The organism is Streptomyces sp. NPDC059567, from assembly GCF_042735655.1.
Lineage (GTDB): Bacteria > Actinomycetota > Actinomycetes > Streptomycetales > Streptomycetaceae > Streptomyces.
Genome location: NZ_JBHWBS010000002.1, coordinates 209017 through 229458, shown reverse-complemented (window position 1 = coordinate 229458; position 20442 = coordinate 209017). Strand labels below are relative to the sequence as shown.

The 20442-nt window shown below is 71.9% G+C and carries 15 protein-coding genes; 9 read left to right on the top strand and 6 right to left on the bottom strand.

Translation table 11 applies throughout. The features are described from left to right. Nucleotides 1-194 precede the first annotated feature (194 nt). Entirely contained in the window at nucleotides 195-1022 is an 828-nt protein-coding gene (locus ACFVZW_RS02390; protein WP_384515485.1) for an enoyl-CoA hydratase family protein, read from the top strand. Between the two features lie 188 nt (nucleotides 1023-1210). Continuing rightward, the gene (locus tag ACFVZW_RS02385) at nucleotides 1211-3580 is read left to right on the top strand and encodes a bifunctional salicylyl-CoA 5-hydroxylase/oxidoreductase (RefSeq protein WP_384515591.1); all 2370 of its coding nucleotides are present in this window, start codon (nucleotides 1211-1213) and stop codon (nucleotides 3578-3580) included. 42 nt (nucleotides 3581-3622) lie between these two features. Here ACFVZW_RS02385 and ACFVZW_RS02380 read toward each other — a convergent pair whose 3' ends face one another. Continuing rightward, nucleotides 3623-4465: a PaaX family transcriptional regulator C-terminal domain-containing protein gene (locus ACFVZW_RS02380; protein WP_384515482.1), complete on the bottom strand. Its 843-nt coding sequence runs from the start codon at nucleotides 4463-4465 to the stop codon at nucleotides 3623-3625. A 9-nt stretch (nucleotides 4466-4474) separates the two neighbouring features. Beyond that, nucleotides 4475-6118: an AMP-binding protein gene (locus tag ACFVZW_RS02375; RefSeq protein ID WP_384515479.1), complete on the bottom strand. Its 1644-nt coding sequence runs from the start codon at nucleotides 6116-6118 to the stop codon at nucleotides 4475-4477. A 119-nt stretch (nucleotides 6119-6237) separates the two neighbouring features. Between ACFVZW_RS02375 and ACFVZW_RS02370 the strand changes: the two genes are divergently transcribed. The 4 genes from ACFVZW_RS02370 to ACFVZW_RS02355 all read left to right on the top strand — a co-directional run bounded on the left by ACFVZW_RS02370 (nucleotide 6238) and on the right by ACFVZW_RS02355 (nucleotide 10412). Next, the gene (locus tag ACFVZW_RS02370; protein ID WP_384515476.1) at nucleotides 6238-7503 is read left to right on the top strand and encodes an acyl-CoA dehydrogenase family protein; all 1266 of its coding nucleotides are present in this window, start codon (nucleotides 6238-6240) and stop codon (nucleotides 7501-7503) included. Next, complete coding sequence (locus tag ACFVZW_RS02365) at nucleotides 7500-7898, top strand: RidA family protein (protein WP_383558457.1); 399 nt, start codon at nucleotides 7500-7502, stop codon at nucleotides 7896-7898. Before ACFVZW_RS02370 ends, ACFVZW_RS02365 begins: the two co-directional genes overlap by 4 nt. A gap of 20 nt (nucleotides 7899-7918) precedes the next feature. After that, nucleotides 7919-8764, top strand: coding sequence for an alpha/beta fold hydrolase (locus tag ACFVZW_RS02360; RefSeq protein ID WP_384515473.1), 846 nt, complete (start codon nucleotides 7919-7921; stop codon nucleotides 8762-8764). A 94-nt stretch (nucleotides 8765-8858) separates the two neighbouring features. Continuing rightward, complete coding sequence (locus ACFVZW_RS02355) at nucleotides 8859-10412, top strand: MFS transporter (RefSeq protein ID WP_384515470.1); 1554 nt, start codon at nucleotides 8859-8861, stop codon at nucleotides 10410-10412. Between the two features lie 52 nt (nucleotides 10413-10464). On the opposite strand, the gene ACFVZW_RS02350 is transcribed toward ACFVZW_RS02355, so the two are convergent. From ACFVZW_RS02350 to ACFVZW_RS02340, 3 genes are all read right to left on the bottom strand, one after another. Continuing rightward, nucleotides 10465-11994 (bottom strand): helix-turn-helix domain-containing protein, encoded by a 1530-nt coding sequence (locus ACFVZW_RS02350; RefSeq protein WP_383551436.1) that lies wholly within the window; start codon nucleotides 11992-11994, stop codon nucleotides 10465-10467. A 50-nt stretch (nucleotides 11995-12044) separates the two neighbouring features. Next, nucleotides 12045-12401 (bottom strand): VOC family protein, encoded by a 357-nt coding sequence (locus ACFVZW_RS02345; RefSeq protein WP_384515467.1) that lies wholly within the window; start codon nucleotides 12399-12401, stop codon nucleotides 12045-12047. A gap of 72 nt (nucleotides 12402-12473) precedes the next feature. Beyond that, complete coding sequence (locus tag ACFVZW_RS02340) at nucleotides 12474-14351, bottom strand: amidohydrolase (protein ID WP_384515464.1); 1878 nt, start codon at nucleotides 14349-14351, stop codon at nucleotides 12474-12476. Between the two features lie 93 nt (nucleotides 14352-14444). On the opposite strand from ACFVZW_RS02340, the gene ACFVZW_RS02335 reads away from it, so the two are divergent. Beyond that, nucleotides 14445-15443 carry a LacI family DNA-binding transcriptional regulator gene (locus tag ACFVZW_RS02335; protein ID WP_384515462.1) on the top strand — a complete coding sequence of 333 codons (999 nt, stop codon included), beginning with the start codon at nucleotides 14445-14447 and terminating at the stop codon, nucleotides 15441-15443. A 19-nt stretch (nucleotides 15444-15462) separates the two neighbouring features. Here the strand turns inward: ACFVZW_RS02335 and ACFVZW_RS02330 are convergent, their stop codons facing one another. Then, a complete protein-coding gene (locus ACFVZW_RS02330) occupies nucleotides 15463-16434 on the bottom strand; it encodes a cupin domain-containing protein (RefSeq protein ID WP_384515459.1) in 972 nt (323 codons plus the stop codon). A gap of 81 nt (nucleotides 16435-16515) precedes the next feature. Between ACFVZW_RS02330 and ACFVZW_RS02325 the strand changes: the two genes are divergently transcribed. Further along, the gene (locus ACFVZW_RS02325; RefSeq protein WP_384515456.1) at nucleotides 16516-17382 is read left to right on the top strand and encodes an NAD(P)H-binding protein; all 867 of its coding nucleotides are present in this window, start codon (nucleotides 16516-16518) and stop codon (nucleotides 17380-17382) included. Nucleotides 17383-17601: 219 nt separating this feature from the next. Further along, nucleotides 17602-20325 carry an aconitate hydratase AcnA gene (gene acnA, locus ACFVZW_RS02320; protein ID WP_384515454.1) on the top strand — a complete coding sequence of 908 codons (2724 nt, stop codon included), beginning with the start codon at nucleotides 17602-17604 and terminating at the stop codon, nucleotides 20323-20325. The last annotated feature ends 117 nt before the right edge of the window (nucleotides 20326-20442 follow it).

Here is a 20442-nt window from a genome sequence, read left to right as displayed (position 1 = left end):
GGGACGTCCTACTTTCAACCTTACGAACCGTAAGAGTGAAACCCATGGGCACCCCCTCCCTCGCGACGAGGCCCTGAGTCCCCGGTCGGGGGGGCCTTCGGCGGTGCGAGCCGACCTCCGTCGTATCGCGTGCTCGTGACGACAGTCACGGCACGGTGATACGCTCCGAACAGGAGGAAGGGAGGCCGTTCCGTATGAGCCCCTTTATCGGCTCCGCACCCCGTACCGAGCGCTGGCACCATCTGCGGCTGACCGTCGACGACGGCGTCGCCACCGTCACCTTCGCCCGCCCGGAGAAACTCAACGCGCTCACCTTCGGCGCCTACGCCGACCTGCGCGATCTGCTCGCCGAACTCTCCCGGGAACGTGCCGTGCGCGCGCTCGTCCTCGGCGGCGAGGGCCGTGGGTTCTGCTCCGGCGGCGACGTGGACGAGATCATCGGCGCGACGCTCTCCATGGACACGGCGCAGCTGCTCGACTTCAACCGGATGACCGGACAGGTCGTCCGAGCGATCCGGGAGTGCCCCTTCCCGGTGATCGCCGCCGTCCACGGCGTCGCGGCCGGGGCGGGCGCGGTCCTCGCCCTCGCCGCCGACTTCCGGATCGCCGACCCGAGCGCCCGCTTCGCCTTCCTCTTCACCCGCGTCGGGCTCTCCGGAGGCGACATGGGCGCGGCTTATCTGCTGCCCCGGGTCGTCGGCCTCGGCCACGCCACCCGGCTGCTCATGCTCGGCGAACCGGTCCGCGCGCCCGAGGCCGAGCGGATCGGCCTGCTCAGCGAGCTCACCGAGGACGGCGCCGCCGACGCGCGCGCCGCCGAGCTGGCCCGCCGCCTCGCCGACGGACCAGCCCTCGCCCACGCCCAGACGAAGGCCCTGCTCACCGCCGAGCTGGACATGCCGCTCGCGGCCTCCGTCGAGCTGGACGCCAACACCCAGGCGCTGCTGATGAACGGCGAGGACTACGCCGAGTTCCACGCGGCGTTCACCGAGAAGCGCCCCCCGAAGTGGCGGGGCCGGTGACGACGACGCCCGCCCGAGCCACGGGCGGTGCGTCGGGCGGCCTCGGCGCACCGGGCGTCCGCTCCGGGCAGGGCGTCTTCGCCGCGCCCCGGCGGGAGGCGGCCGGTTCGGAGACGGCCGGTTCGGAGACGGCCGGTTCGGAGACGGCCGGTTCGGGGATGCCCCGGCGGGAGGCGGCCGGGCGGGAGATGCCCGGTTCGGAGACGGCCGGGCCGCAGGAGCCCGGGCCGGGCGGCACCGGCGCGCTTCGGCCGGAGGCTGCGCGCCCGGGCGGGACCCGCGTCCCCGCGCCGCTGCGCGTCGCGGTCGTCGGCGGCGGGCCCGGTGGGCTTTACGCCGCCGCGCTGCTCAAGCGGCTCGACCCCGGGCGCGAGGTCACCGTCTGGGAGCGCAACGCCCCCGAGGACACCTTCGGCTTCGGCGTCGTCCTCTCCGACGAGACCCTCGGTGGGATCGAGCACGCCGACCCCACCGTGTACCGCGCCCTCCAGGACGCGTTCGTCCGCTGGGACGACATCCACATCGCCCACCGAGGGCACCTCCTCACCTCCACCGGCCACGGCTTCGCCGCGCTCGGCCGCCGCCGGCTCCTGGAGATCCTGCACGCCCGCTGCGCCGAGCTGGGCGTACGGCTCCGCTTCCGCACCGAGGCCCCACCGGCCGCCGTCCTCGCCTCCACACACGACCTGGTCGTCGCGGCCGACGGCGTCCACAGCCGGACCCGCGACGCCCACGCGGACGTCTTCCGGCCCACGCTCACCACCCACCGCTGCCGGTACATCTGGCTCGCCGCCGACTTCGCCTTCGACGCGTTCCGCTTCGAGATCGCCGAGACCGAGTACGGCGTCATGCAGCTCCACGGCTACCCGTTCTCCGCCGACTCCTCCACCGTCATCGTGGAGATGCGCGAGGAGGTGTGGCGAGCCGCCGGCTTCGACGAGCTCGACGAGGCGGAGTCCACCGCCCGCTGCGCCAAGCTCTTCGCCGAGGCGCTCGGCGGCCGTGCCCTGCGCTCCAACAACTCCTCGTGGACCGCGTTCCGTACCGTCGTCAACGAACGCTGGTCCCACGGCAACACCGTCCTCCTCGGCGACGCCGCCCACACCGCGCACTTCTCCATCGGATCCGGCACCAAGCTCGCCGTCGAGGACGCCCTCGCGCTCGCCGCCTGCGTGGAGGAGCAGCCCACCCTGGCCGAGGCGCTCGCCGCGTACGAGGCGGAACGCCGGCCGGTCGTCGAATCCACCCAGCGGGCGGCGGCGGCCAGCCTGCGCTGGTTCGAGGAGCTCGACGGCTATCTCGACCAGCCGTCCCGGCAGTTCGCCTTCAACCTCCTCACCCGCAGCCGCCGCGTCACCCACGACAACCTGCGGTTGCGCGACCCCGCCTTCACCGGCTCCGTCGAGCGCGACTTCGGCTGTCCGCCCGGCACCCCGCCGATGTTCACCCCGTTCCGGCTGCGCGGACTGACCCTCCGCAACCGGGTCGTCGTCTCGCCGATGGACATGTACGTCGCCGAGGACGGCCTCCCCGGCGACTTCCACCTCGTCCACCTCGGGGCGCGGGCGCTCGGCGGCGCCGGGCTCGTCATGACCGAGATGGTCTGCGTCAGCCCCGAGGGCCGGATCACCCCCGGCTGCACCGGCCTCTGGACCGACGAGCAGGAGGCGGCCTGGAGCAGGATCACCACCTTCGTCCACGGCCGCTCGCCCGGCACCGCGATCGGCGTCCAGCTCGGCCACTCCGGCCGCAAAGGCTCCACCCGCAGGATGTGGGAGGGCATGGACCAGCCGCTCCCCGACGGCAACTGGCCCCTGACCGCTGCCTCACCGCTCCCGTACCGGCCCGGCGTCAACCAGATCCCGCATGCCCTGGACCGGGCCGGGATGACCGCCGTGCGCGAGGAGTTCGCGGCCGCCGCCCGACGGGCCGCCCGCTCCGGCTTCGACCTGCTCGAACTGCACTGCGCGCACGGCTATCTGCTCTCCGGCTTCCTCTCCCCGCTGACCAACCGGCGCGACGACGCCTACGGCGGGGCGCTCGCGAACCGGCTGCGCTTCCCGCTCGAAGTCTTCGACGCCGTCCGCGAGGCATGGCCCGAGGACCGGCCGATGACCGTCCGCATCTCCGCCACCGACTGGGCGGAGGGGGGTACGACGGCCGAGGACGCGGTCGAGATCGCCCGCGCCTTCGCCGCCCACGGCGCCGACGCCCTCGACGTCTCCACCGGCCAGGTGGTCCCCGACGAGCGTCCCGAGTACGGCCGCTCGTACCAGACCCCGTACGCCGACCGGATCCGCAACGCGCTCGCCGTCCCGGTGATCGCGGTCGGCGCGATCTCCTCCTGGGACGACGTCAACTCCCTCCTCCTGGCCGGCCGCGCCGACCTCTGCGCCCTTGCCCGCCCCCACCTCCACGACCCCCACTGGACCCTGCATGCGGCCGCCGACCAGAACTACCAGGGCGCGGCGGCCCCCTGGCCACCCCCGTACCGCGCCGGCAGCCGCAAGCCCCCGACGGGCCGGACGGACGCCCCGAAGCCGAGACTCACGCTCTGACGCCCGTCGGGCGGGGACCCGGCACCGAAACCGACCGTGCGCTCATGCCCCGGTACGGCGGTCGGCGTCCACGTCCGGTTGCACGAACTCCGCCCCGCGGTCCCGAAGCCTCTCGTGCAGCGCCGCGAAGACCGCCGCGGAGCGGGCGCCGGGCCAGTCCTGCGGCAGCAGTTCGGCGGGGAGGACCGGGTCCGCGTACGGGAGGCGGCGCCAGGAGTCGAGGGCGAAGAGGTAGTCCCGGTAGGCGTCCTCCGCCGAGCCCGGGGAGGCCGTCCAGGCGCGCAGGACCGGCTCGTGGGCCGCGAGGAACTCCTCGTGGAGCTTGGCGATCGACGGCAGGTCCCACCAGCGGCCCACCGCCTCCGCCGTCGCCGCGTAGCCCAGGTGCTCGCCCCGGAAGAGGTCCACGTACGCGGAGAGCTCCAGGCGCTCCAGGGTGTGGCGGGTCTCCTCGTACAGCCGCGCCGGGGCGATCCAGACGCCCGGGGCCGCCGACCCGAAGCCCAGCCGCGCCAGCCGCGAGCGCAGCAGATGGCGCTTGTGGCGCTCGGCCTCGGGGACGGTGAAGACGGCGAGGACCCAGCCGTCGGAGAGCTGGGGCTCCGTACGGGTGTAGATCCGGCGGTCGCCGTCGGCCAGGAGCTGGCGCGCGTCGTCCGACAGGGCGTACCCGGCCGCGCCGTCCGCCGTCCGGCGCGGCAGCAGCAGGCCGCGCCGTTTCAGCCGGGACACCGACGACCGCACCGACGGCGCGTCCACGCCGAGCACCGCGAGGAGGCGGATCAGCTCGGCCACGGGCAACGGCTCCTCGCCCGGCGCGAGGCCGCGGCCGTACGCGCCGTACAGCGAGACGATCAGGGAACGGGGGGTGTGCTGCTCGGCCACGTGATCACTCTAGGGGGTGTCCTCGGGCCCCGCGCGCAGCCGGAATCGCTGCAGCTTCCCCGTCGCCGTCCGCGGCAGCGCGTCCAGGAAGACGATCTTGCGCGGACTCTTGTACGGCACCAGCCGGGCCCGTACGAACGCCCGCAGCGCCCCGGCCGTGTCCGCGTCGCGCGGCACCCCGTCCCGTACGACCGCGTACGCGACCACGATCTGGCCGCGCAACTCGTCCGGCTGACCCACCACCGCCGCCTCGACCACGTCCGGGTGGGCGAGCAGCGCCTCCTCGACCTGGGGGCCCGCGATGTTGAAACCGGCCGAGATGATCATGTCGTCGGCGCGGGCCACGTAGCGGAAGTAGCCCTCCGCGTCGCGGACGTACGTGTCGCCCGTGACGTTCCAGCCGTCGTGGACGTACTCGCCCTGCCGCGGGTCCGACAGATACCGGCAGCCGACCGGCCCGCGCACCGCGAGCAGGCCCTCCTGGCCGTCGGGGACCTCCGTGCCGGCGGGGTCGACCACCCGCGCCTGCCAGCCGGGCACCGGCCGTCCGGTCATGCCGGGGCGGATGTCGCCGTCGGCCGCCGAGATGAAGATGTGGAGCAGTTCGGTCGCTCCGATGCCGTTGATGAGCTTCAGCCCGGTCCGCCGGTGCCAGGCGTCCCAGGTCGCGGCCGGCAGGTTCTCGCCCGCCGAGACGCAACGCCGCAGCGAGCGCAGCGGAGCGACGTCGTGCCCGCCGTGCCGGTCGATCTCCTCCAGCATCACCCGGTACGCGGTCGGCGCCGTGAACAGCACGGACACCTGGTGGTCGGCGATCGCCTTCAGCAGCTGCTTGGGTCCCGCCTGTTCGAGCAGCAGCGCGCTGGCCCCGGCCCGCAGGGGGAAGAGGACGAGCCCGCCGAGGCCGAAGGTGAAGCCGAGCGGGGGCGAGCCGGCGAAGACGTCGTCCGGCTCGGGGCGCAGGACGTGCGCCGAGAAGGTGTCGGCGACCGCGAGGACATCGCGGTGGAAGTGCATGCACCCCTTGGGCCGCCCGGTGGTCCCCGAGGTGAACGCGATCAGGGCCACGTCGTCGGCGGCCGTCCCCACCGCCTCGTAGGTGTCCGGTCGGCCCATGGCGAGGGAGAGCAGATCGTCGGGGGAGTCCCCGCCGAAGGCGGTGATCCGCAGTCCCGGCACCTCGGCCTTGACCAGGTCGTCGACGCTCCTGATGTCGCACAGCGCGTGGGTGCAGTGAGCCATCTCGCACATCACGGCCAGTTCCTGGGCGCGCTGCTGGGCCAGGACGGTGACGGCGACCGCGCCCGCCTTCATCACCGCGAGCCAGCATGCGGCAAGCCAGGGCGTCGTGGGGCCGCGCAGCAGCACCCTGTTGCCGGGCAGGACGCCGAGATCGGAGGTCAGGACGTGCGCGATCCGGTTCACCCGCTCGCCCAGCTGTCCATATGTCCAGACATTCCCGCTTCCGTCGCGGAATGCCGGACGCTCCGTGCCGAATCGTTCCACCGTGCGGTCGAGCAGCTCCGCCCCGCAGTTGAGGCGCTCCGGGTAGGCCAGTTCCGGCAGGTCGAAGAGCAGATGGGGCCAGGCGTCGGCGGGCGGCAGATGGTCGCGCGCGAACGTGTCGTGGTGGGCCGAGGGGGTCAGCTCCATGAGTTCGTCCCCTTGTCGTGGTGGGGTCGCCCATCGAGCGTATCGTGATGGTGACGACAGTCAACGGTGCGCGATAGAACTGATGCAGGCGAGCGAGCCAGAGGGAGACAGGGGTCCGAATGTCCGTATTCTCACTCGATCCACGCCAGACCGCCCGGTGTGCGGAGCTCCGCGCCCTCGCGGCCGAGCATCTGCGGCCGCTCGCCGAGAAGGGCGAGCCGGGCCGGGTCAACCGCCCCCTGGTCGCCGCCCTCGGCGAGCTGGGCCTGCTCGCCGGGCTCTTCGACGCGGGCGCCCTCGACCTCTGTCTGCTGCGGGAGTCCCTCGCCCACTCCTGCACGGAGGCCGAGACCGCGCTCGCCCTCCAGGGCCTCGGCGGCCACCCCGTCGCCGCCTTCGGCACACCCGAGCAGCGGGCCCGCTGGCTCCCCGAGATCGTCGCGGGACGCGCCGTCGCGGCCTTCGCGCTCAGCGAGCCCGACGCGGGCTCCGACGCCGCCGCGCTCTCCCTGGAGGCGCGCCCCGACGGCGCGGGCGGCTGGCGTCTCCACGGCGAGAAGCGCTGGATCTCCAACGCCCCCGAGGCCGACTTCGCCACCGTCTTCGCCCGGACGACCCAGGGCGCCGGAGCCCGCGGCGTCACCGCCTTCCTCGTCCCCGCCGACCGGTCCGGCCTCTCCGGCACCCCCCTCGACATGCTCGCCCCGCACGCCATCGGCTCCCTCGTCTTCGACGGCGTCCCGGTCGGCCCCGCGGACGTGCTCGGCGAGACCGACCGGGGCTTCCGGGTCGCCATGACCACCCTCAACCGCTTCCGCCCCAGCGTCGGCGCCTTCGCCGTCGGCATGGCCCAGGCCGCCCTCGACGCGACCCTCGCCCACACCGCCGCCCGGCCCGCCTTCGGCGGCGTCCTCCGGGACCTCCAGGCCGTCTCGCACCAGGTCGCCGAGATGGCCACCCGCACCGAGGCCGCCCGCCTGCTCGTCTACGCGGCGGCAGCGGCGTACGACGCGGGCGCGGCCGACGTGCCCCGGCGCTCGGCGATGGCGAAACTGCTGGCCACCGAGACCGCGCAGTACGTGGTAGACGCCGCCGTCCAACTGCACGGGGCACGGGCGCTGCAACGCGGCCATCTGCTGGAACACCTCTACCGGGAGGTGCGTGCCCCGCGCATCTACGAAGGAGCGACGGAGGTCCAGCGCACGATCATCGCCAAGGAGCTGTACGCCGCGGCCGAGGCGGCCGCCGGGCCGCCACCGCCTCCCGCAACGCCCGGTCCGCACGTGGAGCCTGTCACCCAGAGGCCGCACGTGGAGCCCGCCACCCAGAGGCCGCACGTGGAGCCTGTCGTCGCCGCCGAGTCGCCGAAGGAGCCGTCCCGATGAGCCTGCACCGGCACAACCCCGCCGAACTGTCCCCGCCCACCGGCTTCTCCCACGCCGTGACCGCCACCGGCACCCGGCTGGTCTTCCTCGCCGGACAGACCAGCCTGGACCGCGACGGCAAGGTGGTGGGGGAGACCCTGCCCGAGCAGTTCGAGACCGCGCTCACCAACCTCCTCACCGCCCTCCGTCACGCCGGCGGCACCGCCCGCGATCTCGCCCGCGTCACCGTCTACGCCACGGACGTCGCCGCCTACCGCACCCACGCCCATGAACTCGGCGCGATCTGGCGGAGGTTGGCGGGCCGTGACTATCCCGCGATGGCCGTGATCGGAGTCGTACGGCTGTGGGACGATCAGGCCCAGGTGGAGCTGGACGGCTTCGCGGTACTGGAGTAGGCACGGGGAACAGGGGAGCCATGCCGGAGATCGAGTTGGCCGCCGGAACCGTCGCGTACGAGGACACCGGCGGCCCCGGCCCCGTGCTCGTCCTGCTGCACGGGCTGGTCCACGACGCCAGTGTCTGGCGCAAGGTCGTCACCGAACTCGCCCCGGACCACCGGGTGGTGGCGCCGACCCTCCCGTACGGCTCCCACCGCACCCCGATGAATCCGGACGTGCCGCTCTCGCCCGACAGCGTCGTCGACCTGATCGCCGAACTCCTCGACCGGCTCGGCCTCACCGACGTCACCCTCGTCGAGAGCGACTGTGGACGCGCCCAGACCGTCGCCGTCCGCCACCCCGAACGGATCGCCCGGCTCGTCCTCATCTCCTGCGAGGCCTTCGACAACTACCCGCCCGGCACGCCCGGCAGGATGATCGACCTGGCCTGCCGCGTCCCGGGCGGAGTCCTCCTGATGGCCCGGGTCCTCGGCCTGAAGCCGCTGCGCCGGCTGCCCGTCGGCCTCGGGGCGCTGACCAGGCGGCCCGTGCCCGAGGCGATCGCCGAGAACTGGCTGCGGCCCCTGCGCACCGACCCCGCGATCCGCCACGACTTCCGCCGCTACTGCCTCGCCGTCCGCAAGGACGAACTCCTCCGGGCCGCCGAAGGGCTGCGCACGTTCGACCGCCCCGCGCTCGTCGTCTGGGCCGTCGACGACCTGATGATGCCGCGCGAGCACGGCCGCCGGCTCGCCGAACTCCTGCCCCGGGGGCGGCTCGTCGAGATCGAGGACAGCAGGACGCTCGTCGCCGAGGACCAGCCCGAACGGCTGGCGAAGGAGCTGCGGGCCTTCGTCGCGGAGACCTCCGCGGGCGGGGCTTGATCAACTGGTCAGCCGCCGGACCCGGGCTTAGTGTCGAAAAGGTGGACTGACCGGCCCACGGCTCCCCCACACCAGGCGAGGGGCGCGATGCGCCATGAGTACCCCGAAGCCGACGACTCCAGCAGAGACCGCAGCGCATGGGAAGGGCGGTGACGGAAAGGGCATCGCCCTGTTCGTGATCGCCTCCTGCCAGCTGATGGTCGTTCTCGACATCACGATCGTCAACATCGCGTTGCCGCACATCCAGAGCTCGCTGGACTTCTCCACGACCAGCCTGTCGTGGGTCGTCAACGCCTACACGCTGACCTTCGGCGGACTGCTGCTCCTCGGCGGACGAGCCGGCGACATCCTCGGCCGACGCCGTGTCTTCATGTTCGGCATCCTGCTCTTCGGGTTCGCCTCGCTGCTCTGCGGGCTGGCCCAGAACGACTGGCAACTCCTCGCGGCCCGGGCGCTCCAGGGCGTCGGCGGAGCCATCGCCTCCCCGACCTCGCTCTCCCTGATCACCACGAACTTCGAAGAGGGCCCGGAACGCAACCGGGCGTTCGGCGTGTTCGCGGCCGTCTCCGCGGGCGGCGGCGCGATCGGGCTCGTCGCCGGCGGACTGCTCGTCGAATGGCTCGACTGGCGCTGGATCTTCTTCGTCAACGTGCCCATCGCGCTGCTCATCGCGTTCCTCACACCCCGCCACATCAAGGAGTCCGAGCGGCACCCCGGCCACTTCGACTTCACCGGAGCGTTCACCTCCACCCTCGGCATGGTGGCGCTGGTGTACGGATTCATCCGCGCCTCCCAGGAGGGCTGGCGCGACCCGTGGACGCTCGCCTCGTTCGGCGCGGCCGTCGTCCTGCTGCTCCTGTTCATCCTGGTGGAGCGCCGCTCCCGGCAGCCGATCACACCGCTGCACATGTTCGCCGACCGCAACCGGGCGGGCACGTACGCGATCATGCTCTGTCTGGCCGCGGCGATCTTCGGGATGTTCTTCTTCCTGACGCTCTGGGTGCAAGGCGTCCTGCACTTCAGCCCGTTGAAGACCGGCCTCGCGTTCCTGCCCGTCAGCGCGATCATCGCGGTCGGCGCCGGGTTCGCCTCCCAGTTGCTGCCCAAGTTCGGGCCGAAACCCTTCATGGTCATCGGCTCGCTCCTGTCGGCGGCCGGCCTGTCCTGGCTGACCCTGACCAACGTCGACTCCACCTATCTGGGCAGCATCCTGGGTCCGATCCTCGTCTTCGGCCTGGGCATGGGCCTGATGTTCGTCTCGCTGACCATCATGGCGCTGTCCAACGTCGAGCAGCGGGAGGCGGGCGCAGCGTCCGGACTGCTCAACGCCACCCAGCAGGTGGGAGGTTCGCTCGGCCTCTCGATCCTGGTGACGGTCTTCGGCACGGCCAGCCGCAACGAGGCGCAGGACCAGATACCGATCTTCCTCTCCCAGGCGGGCCCCCTGGAGAAGGCCGAGTTCGCCAAGACCGGGCAGCTGCCCCCGCCTTATGCCGACGAGGTCCTGACGGCCGGTGTCTCGTCCGGCTTCATCACGGCGGCGGCCTTCTCCATCGTGGCGTTCTTCATCGCCCTGTTCGTGATCCAGGTCCGTGCCTCGGACATCGAACGCCTCAAGGGCGGGATGGGCCCCCCCGGGGTCGGCTGATCCGCCGCCCCGAGGGATCCAGCGGTATCCGGCTCACCAGGGCCGGATGCCGCTAGATGTCCCGGAAGATCTCGATCTGCGCGCCCACCGAGTTCAGGCGCTCCGCGAGTTCCTCGTACCCCCGGTTGATGACGTACACGTTCCGCAGGACCGACGTGCCCTCCGCCGCCATCATCGCCAGGAGGACGACCACGGCCGGGCGCAGGGCCGGCGGGCACATCATCTCGGCGGCGCGCCAGCGGGTGGGGCCCTCGACCAGGACGCGGTGGGGGTCCAGGAGCTGGAGGCGGCCGCCCAGGCGGTTGAGGTCCGTGAGGTAGATCGCGCGGTTGTCGTAGACCCAGTCATGGATCAGGGTCTTGCCCTGGGCGGTCGCCGCGATGGCCGCGAAGAACGGCACGTTGTCGATGTTGAGGCCGGGGAACGGCATCGGGTGGATCTTGTCGATCGGCGCCTCCAGCTTGGAGGGGCGGACCGTCAGGTCGACCAGTCGCGTACGGCCGTTGTCCGCCGCGTACTCCGGCGAGCGGTCGTGGTCGAGGCCCATCTCCTCCAGGACCGCGAGCTCGATCTCCATGAACTCGATCGGGACCCGGCGGATCGTCAGCTCCGACTCGGTCACCACGGCCGCGGCCAGCAGGCTCATCGCCTCGACCGGGTCCTCGGAGGGGGAGTAGTCCACGTCGACGTCGATCTGCGGGACGCCGTGCACGGTCAGCGTGGTGGTGCCGATGCCCTCGACCCGTACGCCCAGGGCCTCCAGGAAGAAGCACAGGTCCTGGACCATGTAGTTGGAGGAGGCGTTGCGGATGACGGTCACGCCGTCGTGGCGGGCGGCTGCCAGCAGCGCGTTCTCGGTCACGGTGTCGCCGCGCTCGGTCAGCACGATCGGGCGGTCGGGGGCGACGGACGACTCGACCTGCGCGTGGTAGAGCCCCTCGGTGGCGGTGATGTCCAGACCGAAGCGGCGCAGCGCGATCATGTGCGGCTCGATGGTGCGCGTACCGAGGTCGCAGCCGCCCGCGTAGGGCAGCTTGAAGCGGTCGAGGCGGTGCAGCAGCGGGCCGAGGAACATGATGATGGAGCGCGTGCGGATCGCGGCCTCGGCGTCGATCGAGTCCATGTCCAGCTCGGCCGGCGGCACGATCTCCAGGTCGACGCCGTCGTTGATCCAACGGGTGCGCACCCCGATGGAGTTGAGGACCTCGAGGAGCCGGAAGACCTCCTCGATGCGGGCGACCCGGCGCAGGACCGTGCGGCCCTTGTTGAGGAGCGAGGCGCAGAGCAGCGCGACACAGGCGTTCTTGCTCGTCTTGACGTCGATGGCGCCGGAGAGACGGCGGCGGCCGACGACCCGCAGATGCATGGGACCGGCGTAACCGAGAGACACGATCTCGCTGTCGAGCGCTTCGCCGATGCGTGCGATCATCTCAAGGCTGATGTTCTGGTTGCCGCGTTCGATCCGGTTGACCGCGCTCTGGCTGGTGGCCAGGGCCTCCGCGAGCTGCGTCTGGGTCCAGCCGCGGTGCTGGCGGGCGTCACGGATGAGCTTGCCGATGCGTACGAGGTAGTCGTCTGCCATGCCGTCACGTTATCTCAGATATGAGATGGGGCTCGCGAGGGGGTGGGCCGTCAGGGTGACGGACTGTGCGCGGTGGGGTGACGCGGTTCATAGAGCGGCAGTTCGGCCCCGCTCGGCATCCGTACGGCGGCGAGCAGTCCCCAGCCCTGGTCGCTGATGGGTCGTGAGACCTGCACCCCGCGGTCCTCCAGGGTGGTCAGCATGCCCGTGATGTCCTCGCACATCAGGTAGAACTCGTGCTTCGGCTCGCCCTGCGTGGGGTGGACGGCGAGCTCCGCCGGCGGCAGCCGGAAGATGAGCCAGCCGCCGCCCGCGTCGACATGGTCGAAGCCCAGGACGTCCTTGACGAAGGCCCGGTCGGCCTCCGCGTCCGGGGTGTAGAGAATCACATGCGCGCCGCTGAACATGGTTCGATCCTCGGTCCCCCGTACGGCCCCGGCAATTCCTCCGCGGCCGTACGGGGGGAGAGAGGGGGGCCGTCAGCTCTCGCCGCAGCCGCACGCCCGGTGGCGGCCGCCGTGCACCGCCGCGTACGCCGAAGGCCGCGGCGCCGACACCGCGCGCGCCAGCCCGGCGGAGGCCGTACGGCCCGAGGCCGAGTCCGCGTCGTGGACCACACGGCCCCCGACCAGCGTGAGTCGCACCGTGGTGTCACTGATGTCCGCGACCGGACAATTCGTTACATCACGGTCGAGAAGCACCAGATCGGCGGCCCGCCCCTCCCGGACCGTCCCGGTCTCCCGGTCCATACGCAGCTGCCAGGCGGTGCCGTACGTGTGCATCCGCAGCGCCGAGGTGCGGCTCAGGCCCTCCAGCTCCCGGTGGAGCGGGCCCTCGCCGTGCGCCCCCTGCCGGTCGATCGCCGTCCGGATCTGGTTCCACACCTGGAGCGCGTCCACCGGCCAGTCCGAGCCGCCCGAGAGCAGTGCCCCGTGACGCTCCAGCGAGCGCGCCGGGTACATCCAACGGTGCCGCTCGGGCCCGATGTACGGCAGCAGCGCCTCCATCGTCCAGGTGTCCCGGGCCGCCCACTGCAGCTGCATACAGGCCGCCACGCCCAGTTCGGCGAAGCGCCGCAGGTCGGCCGGGTTCACCAGCTGAAGATGGGCGACCGCGTTGCGCGCGTCGCGCAGTCCGGTGGTGCGGCGCGCTTGCGCGTATCCGTCGAGCGCCGTACGCACGGCGCGGTCGCCGAGGCCGTGGGCATGCAGCTGCCAGCCGGCCCGGTTGAACGTGGCCGTCAGCCGTCCGTAGTCCCGTCCGGAAACATACAGTTCGCCCCGATTGGTGGTCGGTCGTCCTTCGCCGTCCAGATACGGTTCGAGCAGCGCCGCCGTCTGCGCCGGATACTCGATCACCCCGTCCAGGAACACCTTGATCATCCCGAACCGCAGCCCCCGCACACCCCCGAACTCCCGGCGCAGCCCGCGGGCGTACGCGAGAGCGGCCGCCGGGTCCTTCGCCTGCTCCGAGTCGATCCGGATCGCCGGGACGATCCGCTGCGGCAGCTTCCCCGCCGCCGACAGGGCCTGATACGTGCTCAGCTCACCCCGCCCGACCCAGGCGTCCATCATCGTGGTGACCCCGGAGGCCGCCGCCCGGCCGAGCACCCGGGCGCATGCCTCGACCAGCTCGGCCTCGCTCGGCTCCGGGATGTGCCGGGTCACCAGCGGCTGGGCGTCGTCCTTGAGCACCCCGGTCGGCCTGCCGTCCGCCCCCTTCACGATCTTCCCGCCCACCGGGTCCGGGGTGGCGGCCGTGATGCCGGCGATCTCCAGGGCGCGGGCGTTGACCCAGATGTTGTGACCGTCGCCGCCGACCAGCGCGACCGGGCGGCGGGTCGGCAGGGCGTCGAGCAGCGAGTGATGGGGCAGGGTGCCCTGCGGCAGCAGGCCGACCGGATTCCAGTCCTCCACCACCAGCCAGCCGTCCGGCTCCTGGCCCGGGGTGTCCTTCAGGAAGCCGGTCAGGATCGCGAGGAGCTCCTCCTTCGTCGTCTCCGCGCCTTCGAGGGAGGGACGCAGCGAGCGGCTGCCGGCGCCCAGCGGATGGACGTGCCCGTCGTGGATCCCGCTCATCACGGTCGCCCCGCGCGCGTCGACGACCTCGGTGTCGCGGCCGACGAGCCGGCGCAGCTCGTTGCCTCGCCCGGTGGCCAGGATCCGGCCGTCGCGCCCGACGGCCACGGCCTCGACGGGACGGGCGCCGGGCAGGCCGGTGAACACCCGCGCGTTGTGCACGACCAGGGAGGCGGACCGGGGGCGCGAGCCCGCCGCCGCGGGGCCGGCGGCGACCCCGACGAGACCCGCCGCACCGGCGGCGGCGAGAACGGTGCGCCGGCTCAGGGAAGAAGTCATGACCACTCCAAACATTGGCTGTGGCCGGACATTCGCTGATTAACGTCGTAACCAGTACCCTCCCCGGACCGCGAAATCCGTACCATGGCGCGCATGTCAGGGCCCACCCTCACCGACATCGCCCGCGCCGCCGAGGTGTCCACCGCCACGGTGTCGCACGCCCTCAACGGAACGGGCCGGCTCGGTGAGTCCACGCGGCGCAGGGTCCGCGAGGTCGCGGCGGCGCTCGGCTACGGATCGCGCCGGACGCCCCTCACCCGTACCGGAACGCTCGGCCTCGCCGTCACCACCTTCGCGGGCGCGCCCTGGAACTACCTCGAAGTACCTTACTTCTCGCGTCTGTTGACCGCCGCCACCGCCACCGCGCACGCTCATGGCTACGCCCTGACGGTCCTCCCCGCGGCGCGCGGCGGCGAGACCCTGTGGCACACCCTGACCGTCGACGGAATGCTCCTGCTCGACAGCCCCGACGGCGATCCGGTCCTGCGTGCCCTGCGGGCCCGGGGCATCCCGGTGGTCTTCGACGGCCGCCCCGCCGACCCGCACCCCGACGACGTCTGGGTCGACAACGACCACGCCACGACCACCCGCGAGGTCCTCGACCACCTGGCCACCGCGGGCGCGCGCCGGATCGCGCTGCATGCGGGGTTCGGCCGCGAGTACTACACCGGCGCGGTGACCCGGGCCTACGAACAGTGGTGCCGGGAGCAGGGCCGCGCCCCGCTGGTGATCGCCTTCGACCCGGACGACGCGCCGGGCCACGCCTTCGACCGGGCCTTCGCCGACCGCGCCTGCGACGCCGTCCACTCCGTCTACGACCCCGGCGGCCGCCAGGTCCACGCGGCGGCGGCCCGGCACGGTCTGCGGATCCCCGACGACCTGCTCCTCGTCTGCGCCAGCGAGGACCCGGCCTACGCCGAGTGCGACCCGCCCGTGACCACCGTGACGCTGCGGCCGGAGGCGATCGCGGAGACGGCCGTCACGACCCTGGTCGCCCGTCTCGACCCCGCCCTTCCCGACCCCGCACCGGGCGGTCTGACGATCCCGGCCCTGATCCGGCTCCGCGCGTCGTCCCGCCCCAGGAGCCGGTAGGGCCCCAGGGCGTGTCGCCCTACCCCGTCGCCCGGGCGGCCGCGCGGTGCTGGGTGGGGCGGGTTCCGTACACACGGTGGAAGGCCACGCTCAGCCCGAAGGCGCTGCCGTAGCCGACCTGCCGGGCGATCGACTCCACCGTGGCCTCGGTGCGCGCCAGCAGATCGGCGGCGAGGGCGAGCCGCCAGCCGGTCAGATAGGCCATGGGCGGCTCGCCGACCAGATCGCTGAAGCGGCGGGCGAACGTCGCTCGCGACACGCCGGTCTCCTCGGCCAGGGCCGTCACGGTCCACGGGCGGGCGGGACGGTCGTGGATCAGACGTAGCGCCCGGCCGGCGACGGGGTCGCCGAGTGCGCGGTACCACCCGGGCGGATCGGCCTCCGGGCGGGTGAACCACTCCCGAAGCGTCGAGAGCAGCAACAGATCGAGGAGCCGGTCGAGGACGGCCTGCTGCCCCGGCTCGTCCCGGGAGACCTCCGCGGCGGTGAGGTCCAGGATCGGGCCGGGCCGCCCGTCGTTGCGCACCACCAGCACCCGGGGGAGCGCGCTCAGCAGCCGTTCCGAGACCCGGCCGCCGACCTGGTAGCTGCCCGTGAGCAGCACGGTCGGGCCGTCCAGGCTGTTCCCGCAGGTGCGCATCCCCAGCACGATGTCCTCGCTGATCTCCTCGCCGTCGGCGGTGGTGCACCGGTCGGGACCTGCCAGGACGTACAGCGGCGGCGTCTTCGAGTCGGCGGTGTCGGCGAAGGAGAACGGCTCCGAGCCGACGACGATGGCCACATCGCCCTGCTCCAGCGGGACAGGCGCGATGCCGGGCGTGTCGGCGGAGCCGTCGCCGGGAAGGACCCAGCCCGAGCCGCGCAACATGGTGACCAGGGTGATCGGTCTGCGGTCCGCGAACCGGATCGACCACGGCGGCGTCAGGACGTTCCGGCTGAACAGCGCCCCGTCCGACCGCACCTCGTACAGCAGACTCGCCAACGCATCCATGCGGCAAGGTTAGACGCTGAGACATCGAAATGAGCGGACAGGCCATTCCACGCCTCACGGGCGAACGGTTTGACTCCTCCCATGACGATCAACACGACGACGAACACGTCGCAGAACTCCACGAAGCCGATCCTGGTCCTCGGCAGCACCGGCAAGACGGGGAGCCGCGTCGCCTCCCGCCTCCGCGAGCGCGGTCACGAGGTCCGCGCCGTCTCCCGTAAGGGGCCGGTCCGCTTCGACTGGACCGATGAGAGCACCTGGGAGCCGGTCCTCGCCGGCGCCGGCGCGGCCTACCTGGTGGACTCGCAGCGCGCCGACGCCGGGACGTCGATGCGTGCCTTCGCGAAGCTCGCCGCTTCCCTTGGGGTCGAGCGCCTGGTGCTCCTGTCCCACAGCGACTGGGTGGCACCGGAAGGGGAGGAGAAGCTTCCGTGCGAGCGCGCGGTGCGGGAGTCCGGCGCGCGGTGGACGATCCTGAAGCCCGCCTGGTTCTCGCAGAACTTCAGCGAGGACCCCTTCTTCCTCGGCCAGATCCTTTCCGGTGACGTCGTGAGTTCGACCGGCGAGGGCGTCGAGCCGTGGCTCGACGTCGAGGACATCGCCGATGTCGCCGTGGCGGCCCTGACCGAGGACGGCCATGACGAACAGTCGTACGCGCTGTCCGGGCCGCGGCTGCTGAGCATGGCCGAGGCGGTCGACGAGATCGCCCGCGCCACGGGCCGCGACATCACCCACCGCGCCGTCTCGCCGGCCGACTTCGCGGCGTACGGTGCGCGGCAGGGCGTGTCGGAGGAGCACGTGGAGCTGCTGAACATGCTCTACGACTGGATCAGGGAGGGCCGCTTCGCCCGACTCGGCGACGGCGTCCGGCGCGCGCTCGGCCGCGAACCGCGCGACTTCGCCGACTATGTCCGGACAACGGCCGCGACCGGAGTGTGGCTCGGCTGACCGGACGGACATCAGGATGATGCCCGTCACAGTCATGCCGGGCATGACCGGGCCGCGGTGATGCACTAGAGTTATCTCGACATCGAGATAACTGCTTACGGCGCACCGCGGCCGCCCACCCGGTAAGGGTTACCTAACTAAGCCTTACCTTAGCGGATCGGCGAGGAGTCGTGGCGGCAGCATGGCGGTAATACGCGCACATTGATGAAGGAGACTGTCGTGTCGGCGAACAGCTTCGACGCCCGCAGCACGCTGCGCGTGGGCGACGAGTCGTACGAGATCTTCAAGCTGGACAAGGTCGAGGGCTCCGCGCGCCTCCCTTACAGCCTGAAGGTCCTCCTGGAGAACCTGCTCCGCACCGAGGACGGCGCGAACATCACCGCCGACCACATCCGGGCCCTCGGCGGCTGGGACTCGCAGGCCCAGCCGAGCCAGGAGATCCAGTTCACGCCGGCCCGCGTGATCATGCAGGACTTCACCGGCGTCCCGTGTGTGGTGGACCTCGCCACCATGCGTGAGGCCGTGAAGGAGCTCGGCGGCGACCCGGCGAAGGTCAACCCGCTCTCCCCGGCCGAGCTGGTCATCGACCACTCCGTCATCGCCGACAAGTTCGGCACGAAGGACGCCTTCGGCCAGAACGTCGAGCTGGAGTACGGCCGCAACAAGGAGCGCTACCAGTTCCTGCGTTGGGGCCAGACCGCCTTCGACGACTTCAAGGTCGTCCCGCCCGGCACCGGCATCGTCCACCAGGTCAACATCGAGCACCTGGCCCGTACGGTCATGGTCCGGGGCGGCCAGGCGTACCCCGACACCCTCGTCGGCACCGACTCCCACACCACCATGGTCAACGGCCTCGGTGTGCTCGGCTGGGGCGTCGGCGGCATCGAGGCCGAGGCCGCCATGCTCGGCCAGCCGGTCTCCATGCTGATCCCGCGCGTCGTCGGCTTCAAGCTGACCGGCGAGCTCCCGGCCGGCACCACCGCCACCGACCTCGTCCTCACGATCACCGAGATGCTGCGCAAGCACGGCGTCGTCGGCAAGTTCGTCGAGTTCTACGGTGAGGGCGTCGCCGCCACCTCGCTCGCGAACCGCGCCACCATCGGCAACATGTCGCCCGAGTTCGGCTCCACCGCCGCGATCTTCCCGATCGACGGCGAGACCCTGAGCTACCTCAAGCTCACCGGCCGCTCCGCGCAGCAGGTCGCGCTCGTCGAGGCGTACGCCAAGGAGCAGGGCCTCTGGCTGGACCCGTCCGCCGAGCCCGACTTCTCCGAGAAGCTGGAGCTCGACCTCTCCACGGTCGTCCCCTCCATCGCCGGCCCGAAGCGCCCGCAGGACCGCATCATCCTCGCGAACGCCGCCCAGCAGTTCGCGCTGGACGTGCGCAACTACGTGGACGAGGTCGACGAGGCGGGCAAGGAGTCCTTCCCGGCCTCCGACGCCCCGGCGAACCACCCCAACGGTGCCCCGTCGAAGCCGGTCACCGTCACGGCCCCCGACGGCTCGACGTACGAGATCGACCACGGCGCCGTCACCGTCGCCGCGATCACCTCCTGCACCAACACCTCGAACCCGTACGTCATGGTCGCCGCCGCGCTCGTCGCGAAGAAGGCCGTGGAGAAGGGCCTGACCCGCAAGCCGTGGGTCAAGACCACCCTCGCCCCGGGCTCCAAGGTCGTCACCGACTACTTCGACAAGGCGGGCCTGACCCCGTACCTCGACAAGGTCGGCTTCAACCTCGTCGGCTACGGCTGCACCACCTGCATCGGCAACTCCGGCCCGCTGCCGGAGGAGGTCTCCAAGGCCGTCAACGAGCACGACCTCGCCGTCACCTCGGTCCTCTCCGGCAACCGGAACTTCGAGGGCCGTATCAACCCCGACGTCAAGATGAACTACCTGGCCTCCCCGCCGCTGGTCGTCGCGTACGCCATCGCGGGCTCCATGAAGGTGGACATCACCAAGGACGCGCTCGGCATCGACACCGAGGGCAAGCCGGTCTACCTGGCGGACATCTGGCCCTCCGAGGCCGAGGTGAACGACGTCGTCGCCAACGCCATCGGCGAGGACATGTTCAACAAGTCCTACCAGGACGTCTTCGCGGGCGACGCCCAGTGGCAGGCGCTGCCGATCCCGACCGGCAACACCTTCGAGTGGGACACCGAGTCCACCTACGTCCGCAAGCCCCCTTACTTCGAGGGCATGACGATGGAGACCACCCCGGTCACCGACATCGTCGGCGCGCGCGTCCTGGCCAAGCTGGGCGACTCGGTCACCACCGACCACATCTCCCCGGCCGGTGCCATCAAGGCCGACACCCCGGCCGGCAAGTACCTCACCGAGCACGGTGTGGAGCGTCGTGACTTCAACTCCTACGGCTCGCGCCGTGGTAACCACGAGGTCATGATCCGCGGCACGTTCGCCAACATCCGCCTGCGCAACCAGATCGCGCCGGGCACCGAGGGCGGCTACACCCGCGACTTCACCCGGTCCGATGAAGGTGCCCCGGTGTCGTTCATCTACGACGCCTCGCGCAACTACATCGAGCAGGGCACCCCGCTCGCGATCCTGGCGGGCAAGGAGTACGGCTCCGGCTCGTCCCGCGACTGGGCCGCCAAGGGCACCGCGCTGCTCGGCGTCAAGGCCGTCATCGCCGAGTCGTACGAGCGCATCCACCGCTCGAACCTCATCGGCATGGGCGTCCTGCCGCTGCAGTTCCCGGAGGGCGCCTCGGCCGAGACCCTCGGCCTGACCGGCGAGGAGACCTTCTCCTTCACCGGCGTCGAGGAGCTCAACAACGGCGTCACCCCGCGCACGGTCAAGGTCACCACCGACACCGGTGTCGAGTTCGACGCGGTCGTCCGCATCGACACCCCCGGTGAGGCGGACTACTACCGCAACGGCGGCATCATGCAGTACGTGCTGCGCAACCTGATCCGCGGCTGAAGGATCCGGTAGCAGCGAAGGGGGGGGGGCCGCCCGCGGCGGGGGGGCGGGGGGCGCGGGGCGCGGCCCGCCGCCCCCGCCCCCGGCGCGGCCCGTAGACGACACAATGGCCCCCCG

Coding starts and splice junctions, on each gene's coding strand:
- ACFVZW_RS02390 (WP_384515485.1), top strand. CDS start 195: ATGAGCCCCTTTATCGGCTCCGCACCCCGTACCGAGCGCTGGCACCAT.
- ACFVZW_RS02385 (WP_384515591.1), top strand. CDS start 1,211: ATGCCCGGTTCGGAGACGGCCGGGCCGCAGGAGCCCGGGCCGGGCGGC.
- ACFVZW_RS02375 (WP_384515479.1), bottom strand. CDS start 6,118: ATGGAGCTGACCCCCTCGGCCCACCACGACACGTTCGCGCGCGACCAT.
- ACFVZW_RS02370 (WP_384515476.1), top strand. CDS start 6,238: ATGTCCGTATTCTCACTCGATCCACGCCAGACCGCCCGGTGTGCGGAG.
- ACFVZW_RS02365 (WP_383558457.1), top strand. CDS start 7,500: ATGAGCCTGCACCGGCACAACCCCGCCGAACTGTCCCCGCCCACCGGC.
- ACFVZW_RS02360 (WP_384515473.1), top strand. CDS start 7,919: ATGCCGGAGATCGAGTTGGCCGCCGGAACCGTCGCGTACGAGGACACC.
- ACFVZW_RS02355 (WP_384515470.1), top strand. CDS start 8,859: ATGAGTACCCCGAAGCCGACGACTCCAGCAGAGACCGCAGCGCATGGG.
- ACFVZW_RS02350 (WP_383551436.1), bottom strand. CDS start 11,994: ATGGCAGACGACTACCTCGTACGCATCGGCAAGCTCATCCGTGACGCC.
- ACFVZW_RS02345 (WP_384515467.1), bottom strand. CDS start 12,401: ATGTTCAGCGGCGCGCATGTGATTCTCTACACCCCGGACGCGGAGGCC.
- ACFVZW_RS02340 (WP_384515464.1), bottom strand. CDS start 14,351: ATGACTTCTTCCCTGAGCCGGCGCACCGTTCTCGCCGCCGCCGGTGCG.
- ACFVZW_RS02335 (WP_384515462.1), top strand. CDS start 14,445: ATGTCAGGGCCCACCCTCACCGACATCGCCCGCGCCGCCGAGGTGTCC.
- ACFVZW_RS02330 (WP_384515459.1), bottom strand. CDS start 16,434: ATGGATGCGTTGGCGAGTCTGCTGTACGAGGTGCGGTCGGACGGGGCG.
- ACFVZW_RS02325 (WP_384515456.1), top strand. CDS start 16,516: ATGACGATCAACACGACGACGAACACGTCGCAGAACTCCACGAAGCCG.